The following is a 12,488-nucleotide window of genomic DNA, read 5'->3' as shown; positions in this document are numbered from 1 at the left end:
CGTCGTCCGGTCAGCCCTCGGCGGCAGGCCGGACGGCGGGGATCTTCCCGCCGCGGAAGGCGTCCACGAACAGCCGGTGGTCGTCCCGCGACTGCTCGGCGTAGGCCATCCCGAACTCGGTCAGCGTGCGGACGAACTCGTCCTCCCGGTCGCCGATGACCCCGGCGATGGCCTCTTCGCTCTGGAAGTCGACCAGCGTCTGTTCGGAGTCCGAATCGGACACACAATGCATCTTCGCCGTGGCGCGGCCGAGATAATCGAGGACCGGTCCCATCTCCGACGGTTCGGTCAGCTCCGACCAGTCGAGGTCGTCCACGTAGGGCGACAACTCCGAGACGACGAACCCGGTCCCGTCGATCTCCGTGTACCCGAGCCAGGGGTCCGCGTGCGCCTGCAACGCGCGCTGGGAGACGGCGGTGCGGTGGCCCTCGTTGGTGAAGTAGCCGCGGATGCGCTCTTCGGACACGATCCGGCTCGGCGCCGCGACGTTCCCTTGTTTCATCGAGAGGACGACGTCGTTCTCGAGTGCCTGGGTCCGGCCTTCGACGAGGATGTTGTACGCGGGCAGCCCGGCGGAGCCGATGCCGAATCCGGTCCGGCCGACGATGTCCTTGACCCGGTAGGTGATACTGCCGAACCGTTTGTTCTCCGGGATGGTGTCCAAATAGGACTCGAAGGCCCTGGTCGCGACCTCGTGTTCGGCCTGGTCGAGGACGCGGACACCCGGCCCGTGCCGGAACCTGCGGTCGTAATCCTCCACGGTGGTCAGCTCGTCCAGCAGGTCGATCCGGGTCTTGAGCCGGGCCCTGAGCAGCACGTTGTGCAGGACGCCCTCGGTGCTGTCCAGCTGGAGCCGGACGAGTTCGTCGCCGGGGCGCTCGGCGTACTCGCGGACCTGTTTGACGTAGGCGCGCAGATAGGTGCCGATCAGCGTCTCGATGTCGTCGTCGGAGATCGCCTTGCTCCATGCCAGCAGCGCGACACTGGCGGCCAGCCGTTTGAGGTCCCAGGTGAAGCAGCCGAGGTAGGCCTCGTCGAAGTCGTTGACGTCGAACACCAGCGTCCCCGACGAATCCATGTAGCTGCCGAAGTTCTCGGCGTGCAGATCGCCCTGGATCCACACCCGGCCGGTCTCGGCGTTCGCCCAGGGGTCGTCCTCGTGCGCCATGTCCGCGTAGAACAGGCACGCCGAGCCCCGGTAGAAGGCGAACGGGGCGGCGGCCATCTTGCGGAACTTGCGGCGGAACGCGTCGGCGTCCGCGCGCATGAGGTCTTCGAAGGCGTCCACCAGTACCTCGACGATCCGCGCCTGACGCTCGTCTTCGCCTCGCTCGCGGATCAACCCGACCACACCTGTCATCACGACCTCCAGACGTCGCTCACGGTGCCACAGGTCGGTCCTTCACCGACATCCGGTGCCACGGTCGTGGCGCGTCGCGAAAGCCACTTTCGCGACGCGCGGGCCACCAGGCGGGCAGAGCAGATCTTGCGGAAACGAGCGTCCAGCGGCGCGAAGGCGCCGAACACGGCGATCCCCGCCGCGAGCGTGAGGAGCATCGGAGCGCCCGTTCACCGGGGCCGGTGGGTGCACTGCGCCCGATCGGTCAGGTCCGCCGGAGTTTCGCGAAGGTCTCGGGCAGCCGCGTCGCCAGCCTCCGGGTCGCGATGGCGCCCCCGAGCCAGGCTCCCGCGACGGCGTTGACCAGTGCCACCGCGAGCGTCGCCGCTCCGAACCAGTCCGGTGGCGAATCACCCGCGAAGGTCAGCATCGCGGCCATCCCGGACGTCGGAGCGGTCGCCCACAGCTGGATCTGGAACGCCGCGAAGATCCCGGCTGTGTTCTCGCCGGCGTCCGTGGCGTTGACGCGGCGATGCGGGTCGACGCCGGGTGTCGCACCGAGCACCGACATCACCACGGCGGTACCGCAGCCGACCCCGAGCAGCGCGATCAGCACCGCGAGGATCGGCACGGCGTAGGTGAAGATCCCCGTCACGGCCATCATCGCCGCGGACAAGACGAGGGCGGGCAGTCCGAAGAGGACGGTGATGCCGATCTGCCGTCCGCGGACGTCGGCACGCACCGTCGCCGGGCTCTCGGCCACCACGAGCTGCCAAAGCGCGGTCCCGTCCTGGCCGTAGAGGTTCGCGCCGCTGAGCGCCACCGTGAGCGCGACGGCGGCACCGGCGAGCCCGGCGAGCTCGGGTACCCCGGCGATCGCGCCGTAGATCGCGATGAACACCCCGAACCAGATGGCCGAGCGGACCTCCAGGCTCCGCCACGGATCCCGCCACCAGGTACGGAGTTCCTTGCCGACGACGGCGCCGAGCGGGTTCGCGGGGAGCATCCGGGCGCGGCTGCCGAGCGGACGGCGACGACGTCGTGCGGTGCGGGCGCCGAGATGCGGGGTCAGCAACGCGATCGCGGCCGTCGTCACGGCCGCCGCCGCACCGGCGAGCAGCGCGAGCGAGCCCAGCGCGGGCAAGGGCCGTCCCGCCGCCATCTCGCCGACGGCGCGCAGCGGAAGCCCGAACGGCGTCCACTCCAGCGCCGCACGGGCCGGGACGGTGCCGAAACCGTCGCGCAGGAACACCGGGATCGAGTCCAGCACCGGCCGCACCACGGCCCAGCCCGCCGTCATCGACGACAGCAGCAGGCCGTACTGGACCGCGGCGAGCTCCACGCCGAGGTGGGTGCGCATCGCGGCGCCCAGCAACGCGTAGACGGTCCGGGAGAGCGCCACCACGAACACGACCAGGAGCACCGCGCCCACGAGGGCCACGGCGACCGAGGCGATCGCGGTCCCGCCGGTCGCCGTGACGACGGCGTACGGGATCAGCGCCAGTGCCGCGATCGCGGTCACCGCACCGCCGACTCCGGCGAACGCGGACGCCAGCAGTCCGGCGCCGAGCCCGCGTCGCGCGAGCGGCAGCAGGGTGAAGTACTCCGGGCGCAGCATCGCGGCGCCGGAGGTGAGGACGGGGCCGACCAGCCAGCCCGCCGTCCAGCAGGCCAGGACGAGCAGCAGCACGTCGGGGCGGGAGGCCGGTTCCGCGAGGAACACGGCCGCCCAGGTCGCCGCGGCCGCCAGCACCCCGGCGAACAGGCCGAGCACTCGTTTCCAGCTGAGCGTATGCCGCTGGATCGCGAGTTTCAGCCGGATCAGGTCGCCAACCACAGCAGGTCCTCCTCGCCGACCGAGCGCTCGCCGACGAGCCGCACGAACACGTCTTCCAGCGTCGATTCCCCTCGGACCTCGGCCAGCGTGCCGCTCGCCACGACCCTCCCGTCCGCGATGATCGCCACCCGATCGCACAGGTCCTCGACCAGCGACATCACATGCGACGAGAGGACGATCGAGCCGCCTGCCGCGACGAACCGCAGCAGCATCGCCCGCAGCACCCGCGCCGAAACCGGGTCGACGGCCTCGAACGGTTCGTCGAGTACGAGCACCCTCGGCGCGTGCAGCAGTGCCGTCGCCAGCCCGATCTTCTTCCGCATCCCGGTCGAGTACTCGATGACGAGCACCCCGCGATCCTCGGCCTCTTCGAGTTCGAGGATCCGCAGCAGTTCGGCCGCCCGCGACCGGACGACGGCGGCGTCCATGCCCCGGAGCAGTCCCCAGTAGGTCAGCAGCTCGGCGCCGGTCAGGCGTTCGGGCAGGGCGAGACCGTCGGGCAGGACACCGAGCATGGTCTTGGCCCTCGCCGGTTCCGCCCAGACGTCGACCCCGTGGACCAGCGCGTTCCCCGAATCGGGGCGCAGCAGCCCGACGGCCATCGCCAGCGAGGTGGTCTTGCCCGCGCCGTTCGGGCCGACCAGCCCGGTCAGCGACCCGGGCGGCACTGTGAGCCCCACGTGGTCGGCGGCGGTCTTCCCGGAAAACACCTTGGTCAGCCCGTCGAGTCGCAGCGCGGGCGCCGGTTCGCTCAGCATGGGCTCCACCATGACCGCGGCGGTACGCGCGCCGCTTCGGACGGCAGGACCGACTCGATGGCCGGGTGACCAGGAAGATCGTGGCCACTTGTCCGGTCTGTCGGTATCTACACTGCGAGGATGGCCGTGACGGTGGACCGCTGGATGCTGCCCGGTGAGCTCGCCCGTGCCGACGAGCCGGGGGAATGGTCGAGGGCGCGCACCCCGCGCGACTGGGCGGTGGACGTGACGATGTTCGCGGTCGCGGCCCTCGTCTGGTTTCTCGAGTTCAGGTATTTCGTCCTTCCCGACGTGCTCGGGCTGCCGCGCTGGGCACAGGTGGCCGACCCGGTCCTCGGCGGGATGGTCTGCCTGGCGCTCTGGTGGCGACGGCGGTTCCCGGTGACGGGCGGTGTCCTGGCCGCGACGGCCGGGGCGCTCGCGAACACCGCGGCGGCGGCGATGATCCTGCTGCTGTTCTCCCTCGCCCTGCACCGGGGCTGGAAGGCGGCGGTGCCGATCACGTCGGTGGCGGTGCTGATCAGCGTCCCGTACATCCACGCGTACTTCCCCGGCGCGGCCACACAACCCCTGCCCTGGCTGATCAGCCTGGTGCTCGGGGCCGCGCTCGTGGTGACGGCCGGGATCGGCGTGCGCGCCCGCCGTCAGGTCGTGCTGGCGTTGCGGATGCGTGCCGACGCCGAGCGGCGGGCACACGGCCGTGAACTGGAGGAGAGCCGCCTGGCCGAACGCCAGCGGATCGCGCGCGAGATGCACGACGTCCTCGCGCACCGGATCTCGCTGCTCGCGGTGCACGCCGGGGCGCTGGAGTACCGCACGGCGCAGGCGGAACGCGGTGCCGCGCCGGAGCCTACGGCGGCCGAGGTCCGCGACGTCGTGGCGGTGGTGCGGTCCAACGCCAATCAGGCGCTGGACGAACTGCGCGAGGTGCTCGACCTGCTGCGTCAGCCACCCGACGGCGAGGACGGCCGCGAGGCACCGCAGCCCACCGTCGCGCGGCTGCCCGCACTGGTCGACGAGGCCCGCCTCAGCGGACAGCAGGTGCGGGCCGATTTCGCCGAAGGGCTCGGGGAGTTGCGACCGCAGGTGCAGCGCACGATCTACCGCATCGTCCAAGAAGGACTGACGAACGCCCGGAAACACGCTCCCGGCGCGGCCGTCGACGTGCTGGTGAGCGGGTCGGCGACGGGGGAGGTGCTGGTGCAGGTGGCCAACGCCGCGCCGATCGGCGTCACCACGAGCGAGATCCCCGGCGCGGGCGCGGGACTGATCGGGCTCGCCGAGCGGATCGCGCTGCACGGCGGGGAACTGAGCAGGGAGATCAGTGACGGGAAGTTCCGCGTCCGGGCCCGGATACCGTGTGCGTCGTGATCAAGGTTCTGGTGGTCGACGACGATCCCCTCGTCCGCGGCGGACTCGGGCTCATGCTGGGTGGGGCGGTCGACGTCGAGGTCGTCGGTGAGGCGGCCGACGGTGCCGACGTCGCCGGCGCCGTGACCCGGCTGCGGCCGGACGTCGTGCTGATGGACGTCCGGATGCCGGTACTCGACGGGATCGCCGCCACCGCCGCGCTCGCCGGGCGAACGGGCGAGCACGCCCCCGCCGTTGTCATCCTGACGACCTTCGACGCCGACGAGACCGTGCTCGCCGCCTTACGCGCGGGCGCGGCGGGGTTCCTGTTGAAGCACACTCCGCCGGAGCAGATCGTGGAGGCGGTCCGGCGCGCGGCGGCCGGGGAACCGGTGCTGTCGCCGGAGGTGACCCGGACCGTGATCGCGATGGCGGCGCGGCGGGGCCCGGATCGCGGAACCGCGAGGAACCGGATGGACCTGCTGACCGAGCGGGAACGTGAGGTCGCGCACGCCGTCGCGGAGGGACTGAGCAACGCGGAGATCGCCGAACGGCTGCATCTTTCCCGGTCGAGCATCAAGGCGACCGTTTCCAGCGCGCTGACCCGGCTCGATCTGACCAACCGGATCCAGCTCGCGATCGTCGCGCACGAGGCGGGCCGCCCTTGATCTCCAGTTGGGTGGAGGGTGAAGCCTGGTGTTCACCTAAGTGCTTGAAGGAGTGAACATGGGCGAGGACAAGGGTTTCTACTCGATCATCGAGTACGCGGTCGACGGACCGGAGACCCAGGCGGCTTTGGTGGATGCCTTCGCGGAGATCCAGGACCGCTGGGTCCGGTTCTACCCCGGCTACGTCTCGGCCCGCTTCCACGCGAGTGTGGACGGGACGAGGGTCGTCAACGTCGTCAGCTGGGCGAGTGAAGCGGACTACCGGCATTTCGAAGAGGTCTCCGATACCGCGGGGCGGCTCGCGGCCATCCAAGCGGCACTCGACGGGCTGCCCGGCAAGGCCGAGTCACTGGTCAGTGCGAATCCCCGCTACCGCGTCGTGCGGGAAACGGGCCCCGGCCCGCGAATCGCCGGCTGACGGCGCGGATCCCGAAGGCCGCGAGCAGGCCGAGGACGGCCAGCCCGAACGGCCGGAGCGTGACCGTCCACGGCCACGCTTCGCCGTCGAGCGAGAGGTGGGCGGGCCGGTACTCCAACGTCCTCGTCGTCCATCGCGTGGTCGCGGCGTCCGTCGTGCGGGCCAGGTCTTCGAGGACGGCGTCGAACGGGAACCCCGGTTCGGCGTGCAGGTACACCGGCGAGAGCGCGGAGTAGCGCTCGGCGGCGCGGCTCGCGGCCGCGTCGGTGCCGGGCACGATCAGCCGGTCGAGGTCGGCGGCCGGGATGCCGCGCGGCGCGAAGGTCAGGCCGTGCCGGGACCGGATCGGCGTGCCGTCGAGACCGACCGCCCGCGTTTCGACCGCGAGGGACTGGCCGTAGGTGTCGAACACCGCGGCCAGTTCCAGTTCCCGGATGCCGCCCGTCAGCAGGACTTCCAGCCTCGGCTTGTCCCACCGGAAGGCGGTGTTGAACCCGACGACGGTGTCCGCCGCTTCGAAGCCGTTCTGCTCCATCGGCGGGCTGGAGCCGGGGGAGTAGTGGGTCCAGCCGACGGCTTCGGCCGCCTTCCGCGCGGCCTCGGTGCCCGCGAAGCGCTCGGTGAGACGGAGCGCCCCGTCGATCCCGGAGAGGATCCCGGCCGTGGTCACGATGTTCCCGTCGTCGACGTAGCGCGTGCCGCGAATCCAGTCCACGGCGGGGAATTCGTCGTCGAAGCCGCCGATGCGGATCCAGTGCGCGGTGGCCTTCCGCCCGTCGAGGAGCCCGGCCGTCGCGAGCACGCCAGACCCGTTGCAGACGCTCATGAGCAGCGAGCCCCGCGAAGACTGGCGCTTCAGCCACTCGGTCACCGGCCGCGTGGTCGGCTCGCCGAGATCCGGCAACGCGGGGACCACCACGACGTCCGGCGCGGCGGACGGGAGCAGCCTGTCGAGATCGGCGAAATCCAGGTCCGGGATCAGATCGAGCCCGCCGGTCAAGGTGACCGGCCGGGCCCGCGGCGCGACGGTGTAGACGTTGAACGCGCCGGACGCCGACAGGACCTCGTACGGTGCGAGCGCGTCGGAGACGACGGCGCCCTCGTTCCCGACGACGACCACCGCGGTGGGTTTCGCGGGATCGTGCGGCCGGTGGGCGGGGCGCGCCGCGGCCCCGTCGGTTCTCTGTGCGTAGCGGTCTTCGAAACTGGCGCTGAGCGTCACCGCGCCGAGTGTGACCGGCAGGGCCAGCGCGGCGACGGTGAACGCCAGCACGGTCAGCGTGACCCGGACGAAGGATCGCATGGTCAGGCTCCGTACTCGGCGCGGCGGCGGAACATGGCGGCGAGCATCGCGGGCACCATCAGCACGTGCCCGGCCGTCATCAAGGCCGATCCCGAGATCAGGCCGGTCCAGAAGAACGGCAGGAACAGCAGATAGGGCACGTACATCGCGGCCGACATCTCGGCGATCGAAGCCCAGCCATGGCGCCGGATCCGCATCCACAGCGCCATGCCGAGCGACATGTTCGTCGCCATCACCAGCGCGTTCGCGGTCACGTTCCCGGCGAGGCCCGGCCACAGGAACGACCAGACCGGTTCCAGGACGACCATGCCGACCACCATCGAGATGAGCATCTCCACGGCGTGGCGGGTGAAGTGCAGGGCGGCCTGCTTGCGGGTCTTCTGTTCTGTCGTGTGGTTCACTTCCGGCTCCCTCGGTCGATGCGACGGGAGCAATGTTCGGCCGCGGCGGGGCACGAGGGCAGGTGCCGGAAGTCATGTGCGAGGTCATGTGACCGGTATGCGGGCGTCGTCCGGCCAATCACGCGTGTCGTCCGTCCGATCACGCGTGTCGTCCATTCAGTCACGCGAAACGGTCGCAAACATGTCGTGGCGCGAGCGAGCCCTGTCGCACAGACAGGACTCCGTGGCACAAGCCGATGACGATCGTCCGTAGAGGACGCTAGGCCCCTTCAGCGTGTCCGGTTGGGCGCTTGGGGCGGGAGTCGTGAGTGGTAATGGTCGTTCTAACCCTCTTTTTCACTCACGACCCGCGCTCAGAACAGGCCGAGTTCCTTCGCGCGCAGGGCGGCCTGGGTACGGTCCCGCACCTGGAGCTTGGACAGCACACTCGTCACGAGGTTCTTCACCGTGCCCTCGGCGAGGAACAGCGTCTTGGCGATCTCGCGGTTGCTGCGGCCGTCCGCCAGGAGCCGGACGACCTCCAGTTCCCGTTCCGAAAGCGGTGTCACCAACGGCTGGGGCGTCTCGGCGGGCAGCCGGGCCACTCTCGCGACGAGTTTCGCCGCGACGGAAGGCTGCAGCACCGATTCGCCCCGTTCGGCCGCCACCAGCGCTTCGACCAGCCGCGTCGACGAGACGTCCTTGAGCAGATAGCCGACGGCGCCCGCGCGCAACGCGGCGAACACGTCTTCGTCGTCGTCGAACGTCGTCAGCGCCAGGACCCGCACGCCGGGCTGCTCGGCGCGAAGCCTCGCGGTGGCGGCGATCCCGTCCAGTACCGGCATCCGCAGATCCATCAGCGCGACGTCGGGGCGGAGTTCGGCGCAGAGCCGCACGGCCTCCTCGCCGTTCGCCGCCTCACCGACGACGTCGATCTCCGGCTGGACTTCCAGCAGGGTCGCCAGCGCTTCGCGGAACAGCGCCTGGTCGTCGACGATCAGCACGCGGACGGTCATCCCGGCACCTCCACGGTGAGCGTCAAGCCCTGCCCCTCGGCGGAGTCGACCGAGACCCGGCCGCCGAGCCCGGCGATCCGTTCGCGGAGCCCGATGAGGCCGAAACCCTTGTCCGGCGGGGAATCCGCGGCGATCCCGAGACCGTCGTCGCGGACTTCGAGGCGTACCCGATCGGCGACGGCGTAGTCGAGCACCACGGTCGCGGCCTTGGCCCGCGCGTGCTTGCGCACGTTGGTCAATCCCTCCTGGGCCGCCCGGAACAGCGACTCCTCCACCTCGGCGCGCGTGTCCCGTGCGGCGCCCTTGACCTCGAACGCGGTCGGCACGCCCGCCGCGGAAGCTTCGTCCGCCAGCGTCCGCAACGCGTCCGTGAGCGGCTCGGAGCGCGGTTCCCGCAACGCCGACACCGACCGGCGGACCTCCGCCAGCGCCTCGCGCGACTGGTCCTGTGCCTTGGCGAGCATCCCGTCGGCCCGCTCGGCGTCGCCGGTGCCGATCACCGCGCGGGCGGCCTGCAACATCATCTGGACGACCGTGAGGTGGTGGCCGAGCCCGTCGTGGATGTCGCGCGCGAGCCTGTTGCGCTCCTGGATCGTGGCGAGTTGCTCGGCCTGGGCGGCGTGGTCGCGAAGACGTTCGTGGGCCTCGGCCAGCTCCTCACGCGCCCGCTTCTCCCGGACGACCAATTCGGTCACCACGGCGGCGAAGACCATGACCGCCAGCGTCCCGAGTCCCTCGCGGAGCCCGTCCAACGGTGCCATCGGCAAGTGGATGAGCGGGATCACCACCGCGACCCCGAACGCCACCGGCAGCGGCAGCAGCAACACGGTGTGGCAGACGAGGACCACGAGAAGCAGGACGGCTCCGACGGCGGCGCCCGAAAGCGAGAACAGGGTGAAGCCGAGCGGTAACTGAACGCAGACGTACGCGATCGCCCACGCGCGCCCGTGCTTCTGCACCCACGGAAAGCCCGCGATCGCGATCGCCGCGTAGACCAGCCCGGCGAGGAGCGTCGGCAGCACGAGCGTCTCGTACTTGGCCGAGCCGAGCGGCAACGTCACGTACGCGACGAGGGTCAGCACCGCCAGAGCCCGATTCACGGACACACAATGCCACGACTCCCGCATTTCGTCCTCTGAATGCGGTCCTTGCACGCGCAACTACCGCATTCAGAGGACGAAATGCGGGTGTCAGGCGATGGTGCTGTTCCGGATCTCCAGCGAGAACGGCGTCTGGACGTCTTCCGGTTCGAGGTCGCTCCCGCCGGCGATACGCCGCCGCAGCAGATCGACCGCGGCCCGCGCGATCGCCGCCTTGTCCGGCGCGATCGTCGTCAGCGAAGGCAGGCTGTACGCGCTCTCCTCGTTGTTGTCGAAACCGACGATCGCCATGTCCGACGGCACCTGGACGCCGCGTTCGGCCGCGGCGCGAAGGGCGCCGATGGCGAGAAGGTCGTTGAAACAGAAGACCGCGTCGGGTGGATCCGGCAGCGCGAGGAGCTGCGCCATCGCTTCGGCGCCGTTGGCGCGGTGGTAGCGCAGGGCGGGCAGGACCAGTTCCGGGACGGGCGCGAGCCCCGCCTCTTCGAGCGCGGAGTGGTAGCCCTCCAGTCGCTGCGCGGCGGTGTGCCGCTGCGGATGCGCACCGATCGCGGCGATCCGGCGGCGGCCGAGCGAGATCAGGTGCCGCACCGCGATCCGGGCGGCCTGGACGTTGTCGATGCCGACGTGGTCTATCGGAACGTCGACGACGTGCTCGCCGAGCATCACCAGTGGGACACCCGGCGCGAGGTCCTCGAAGTCGTTGGTGTGCAACGCTTCCGGGCTGATGATCGCGCCGTCGATCAGATGCGGGCCCAGCGCGGAGAGGGCGTTGCGCTCCCGCTCCCTGGTGCCGAGGGTCTGTTCGATGAGGACGTTCCACTCGTGTTCCTGCGCCGCCTGCAGCACCAGTCCCGCCAGCTCGCCGAAGTACGGGATGCTCAGTTCGGGCAGCATCAGCCCGAGGAACCCGGTGCGCCCGCGGCGGAGGTTGCGGGCGCCGAGATTGGGCCGGTATCCGGTCGAGGCGAGCGCCTTCTCGACACGTTTGCGGTTCTCCGGCTTGACGAAGTCGTAGCCGTTGACCACGTTCGACACGGTCTTGACCGAGACGCCCGCAAGCTTGGCGACGTCCTTGAGCGTGGCCACCCTCGCTCCCCTCCGCAGTGCTCCGGTACAGATCCGGCACAGCCTAGCCGCGCGAACGGCGGATTTACAACGTTGTACCAACGATGTAAATCTGGCATCGTCCCTATGAGTGACATGGGTCACCGCAGACCCGTGTGCTCGACTTCCCCGAGGAGCGATCGATGTCCCTGCCCATCCGCCGCACCCTGCTCCTGGTGACCGGCCTCGCGCTCGCGCTGACGGCCTGCACCAGCCGCGAGACCCAGCAATCCGCCCCGTCGGGGGCCGGTCCCGCCGCTTCGGCGGCGCCGAACCAGGCCGCGGGGCCGGGCTGCGCCCGCGAGAAGACCGGCTACCCGCAGGTGGACGTGAAGAACGCGGTCATCGGCTTCTCTCAGTCGGAAAAGGAGGCGAACCCGTTCCGGATCGCCGAGACACAGTCCATCAAGGACGAAGCCAAGAAACTCGGTGTCCCGGACGACAAGCTCCTCGTCACCAACGCGCAGAGCGATCTCAACAAGCAGGTCAGCGACATCAAGTCGCTGCTGGACCGGGGTGCGCAGCTGCTCATCGTGGCCCCGCTGAACTCCGACGGCCTCCAGCCCGCGCTCGACGCGGCGAAGGCCAAGAAGGTCCCGGTCATCACCATCGACCGCAAGGTGACCTCGCAGCCGTGCACGGACTACCTGACCTTCATCGGCTCGAACTTCGTCGAGCAGGGCAAGCGCGCGGCGCAGGAGATGGTGAAGGCCACCGGCGGCACCGGCAAGGTCGCGATCCTGCTCGGCGCGTCCGGCAACAACGTGACCACCGATCGCACCAAGGGTTTCAAGGACGAGATCGCCGCGACCACGGGTATCCAGATCGTCGCCGAGCAGACCGGCGAGTTCGACCGGTCCAAGGGCCAGGCGGTCATGGAACAGCTCATCCAGAGCAACCCCGAGATCACCGCCGTCTACGCCGAGAACGACGAGATGGGCATCGGCGCGGTCACCGCGCTGAAGGCAGCGGGCAAGACGCCGGGCAAGGACGTCAAGATCGTCTCGATCGACGGCACCCGCAACGCCGTGCAGCTCATCGCCGACGGCAGCTACAACGCGGTGATCGAGTCCAACCCGCGCTTCGGCCCGCTCGCCTTCTCGACGCTGCAGGACTTCGCCGCCGGCAAGGAGATCCCGCCGACCGTGGTGATCTCCGACGACCAGTACGACTCGGCGAACGCGGCGCAGAAGCTCGGGAACGCGTACTGAC

The 12,488-nt window shown here is 70.2% G+C and carries 13 protein-coding genes; 4 read left to right on the top strand and 9 right to left on the bottom strand.

The genetic code is table 11. The features are described from left to right. Nucleotides 1-10: 10 nt before the first annotated feature. From ACFWIW_RS07440 to ACFWIW_RS07425, 4 genes are read right to left on the bottom strand one after another with little or no spacing between them, the layout of a single operon-like run. A complete protein-coding gene (locus ACFWIW_RS07440; protein ID WP_378367638.1) occupies nucleotides 11-1,360 on the bottom strand; it encodes a DUF2252 domain-containing protein in 1,350 nt (449 codons plus the stop codon). Then, complete coding sequence (locus tag ACFWIW_RS07435; RefSeq protein WP_378367637.1) at nucleotides 1,360-1,557, bottom strand: hypothetical protein; 198 nt, start codon at nucleotides 1,555-1,557, stop codon at nucleotides 1,360-1,362. Before ACFWIW_RS07435 ends, ACFWIW_RS07440 begins: the two co-directional genes overlap by 1 nt. 47 nt (nucleotides 1,558-1,604) lie before the next feature. Next, on the bottom strand, nucleotides 1,605-3,176 hold the full coding sequence (locus ACFWIW_RS07430; protein ID WP_378367636.1) for a hypothetical protein: 1,572 nt from the start codon (nucleotides 3,174-3,176) through the stop codon (nucleotides 1,605-1,607). Further along, entirely contained in the window at nucleotides 3,161-3,934 is a 774-nt protein-coding gene (locus ACFWIW_RS07425) for an ABC transporter ATP-binding protein (protein WP_378367635.1), read from the bottom strand. The genes ACFWIW_RS07430 and ACFWIW_RS07425 overlap by 16 nt, the downstream gene beginning before the upstream one ends. A gap of 120 nt (nucleotides 3,935-4,054) precedes the next feature. Between ACFWIW_RS07425 and ACFWIW_RS07420 the strand changes: the two genes are divergently transcribed. The 3 genes from ACFWIW_RS07420 to ACFWIW_RS07410 are packed head-to-tail and all read left to right on the top strand — an operon-like array spanning nucleotide 4,055 to nucleotide 6,370. Next, nucleotides 4,055-5,305 (top strand): sensor histidine kinase, encoded by a 1,251-nt coding sequence (locus tag ACFWIW_RS07420; protein WP_378367634.1) that lies wholly within the window; start codon nucleotides 4,055-4,057, stop codon nucleotides 5,303-5,305. Beyond that, nucleotides 5,302-5,952, top strand: a complete 651-nt coding sequence (locus tag ACFWIW_RS07415) for a response regulator (protein ID WP_378367633.1) — start codon at nucleotides 5,302-5,304, stop codon at nucleotides 5,950-5,952. The genes ACFWIW_RS07420 and ACFWIW_RS07415 overlap by 4 nt, the downstream gene beginning before the upstream one ends. A 58-nt stretch (nucleotides 5,953-6,010) precedes the next feature. Continuing rightward, nucleotides 6,011-6,370, top strand: a complete 360-nt coding sequence (locus ACFWIW_RS07410) for an antibiotic biosynthesis monooxygenase family protein (protein ID WP_378367632.1) — start codon at nucleotides 6,011-6,013, stop codon at nucleotides 6,368-6,370. Here ACFWIW_RS07410 and ACFWIW_RS07405 read toward each other — a convergent pair. The 5 genes from ACFWIW_RS07405 to ACFWIW_RS07385 all read right to left on the bottom strand — a co-directional run bounded on the left by ACFWIW_RS07405 (nucleotide 6,306) and on the right by ACFWIW_RS07385 (nucleotide 11,258). After that, the gene (locus ACFWIW_RS07405; RefSeq protein WP_378367631.1) at nucleotides 6,306-7,673 is read right to left on the bottom strand and encodes a DJ-1/PfpI family protein; all 1,368 of its coding nucleotides are present in this window, start codon (nucleotides 7,671-7,673) and stop codon (nucleotides 6,306-6,308) included. The two genes, ACFWIW_RS07410 and ACFWIW_RS07405, sit on opposite strands and share 65 nt — an antisense overlap. A gap of 2 nt (nucleotides 7,674-7,675) precedes the next feature. Next, nucleotides 7,676-8,074, bottom strand: coding sequence for a hypothetical protein (locus ACFWIW_RS07400; RefSeq protein ID WP_378367630.1), 399 nt, complete (start codon nucleotides 8,072-8,074; stop codon nucleotides 7,676-7,678). Nucleotides 8,075-8,427: 353 nt separating this feature from the next. Next, on the bottom strand, nucleotides 8,428-9,069 hold the full coding sequence (locus ACFWIW_RS07395; RefSeq protein WP_378367629.1) for a response regulator: 642 nt from the start codon (nucleotides 9,067-9,069) through the stop codon (nucleotides 8,428-8,430). Further along, nucleotides 9,066-10,169: a sensor histidine kinase gene (locus ACFWIW_RS07390; RefSeq protein WP_378367628.1), complete on the bottom strand. Its 1,104-nt coding sequence runs from the start codon at nucleotides 10,167-10,169 to the stop codon at nucleotides 9,066-9,068. The genes ACFWIW_RS07395 and ACFWIW_RS07390 overlap by 4 nt, the downstream gene beginning before the upstream one ends. Nucleotides 10,170-10,259: 90 nt before the next feature. Beyond that, nucleotides 10,260-11,258, bottom strand: a complete 999-nt coding sequence (locus ACFWIW_RS07385; RefSeq protein ID WP_378367627.1) for a LacI family DNA-binding transcriptional regulator — start codon at nucleotides 11,256-11,258, stop codon at nucleotides 10,260-10,262. Between the two features lie 161 nt (nucleotides 11,259-11,419). On the opposite strand from ACFWIW_RS07385, the gene ACFWIW_RS07380 reads away from it, so the two are divergent. Further along, the gene (locus tag ACFWIW_RS07380) at nucleotides 11,420-12,487 is read left to right on the top strand and encodes an ABC transporter substrate-binding protein (protein WP_378367626.1); all 1,068 of its coding nucleotides are present in this window, start codon (nucleotides 11,420-11,422) and stop codon (nucleotides 12,485-12,487) included. Nucleotide 12,488: the final 1 nt, after the last annotated feature.

This window comes from Amycolatopsis sp. NPDC058340 (assembly GCF_042723975.1).
Lineage (GTDB): Bacteria > Actinomycetota > Actinomycetes > Mycobacteriales > Pseudonocardiaceae > Amycolatopsis.
The sequence above is the reverse complement of the archived record's forward strand: the minus strand, read 5'-3'. Positions and strand labels throughout refer to the sequence as shown.

What these genes read in the sequence shown, in the direction of transcription:
- ACFWIW_RS07440 (WP_378367638.1), bottom strand. Translation starts at nt 1,360, where the DNA reads ATGACAGGTGTGGTCGGGTTGATCCGCGAGCGAGGCGAAGACGAGCGT.
- ACFWIW_RS07435 (WP_378367637.1), bottom strand. Translation starts at nt 1,557, where the DNA reads ATGCTCCTCACGCTCGCGGCGGGGATCGCCGTGTTCGGCGCCTTCGCG.
- ACFWIW_RS07425 (WP_378367635.1), bottom strand. Translation starts at nt 3,934, where the DNA reads ATGCTGAGCGAACCGGCGCCCGCGCTGCGACTCGACGGGCTGACCAAG.
- ACFWIW_RS07420 (WP_378367634.1), top strand. Translation starts at nt 4,055, where the DNA reads ATGGCCGTGACGGTGGACCGCTGGATGCTGCCCGGTGAGCTCGCCCGT.
- ACFWIW_RS07410 (WP_378367632.1), top strand. Translation starts at nt 6,011, where the DNA reads ATGGGCGAGGACAAGGGTTTCTACTCGATCATCGAGTACGCGGTCGAC.
- ACFWIW_RS07405 (WP_378367631.1), bottom strand. Translation starts at nt 7,673, where the DNA reads ATGCGATCCTTCGTCCGGGTCACGCTGACCGTGCTGGCGTTCACCGTC.
- ACFWIW_RS07395 (WP_378367629.1), bottom strand. Translation starts at nt 9,069, where the DNA reads ATGACCGTCCGCGTGCTGATCGTCGACGACCAGGCGCTGTTCCGCGAA.
- ACFWIW_RS07380 (WP_378367626.1), top strand. Translation starts at nt 11,420, where the DNA reads ATGTCCCTGCCCATCCGCCGCACCCTGCTCCTGGTGACCGGCCTCGCG.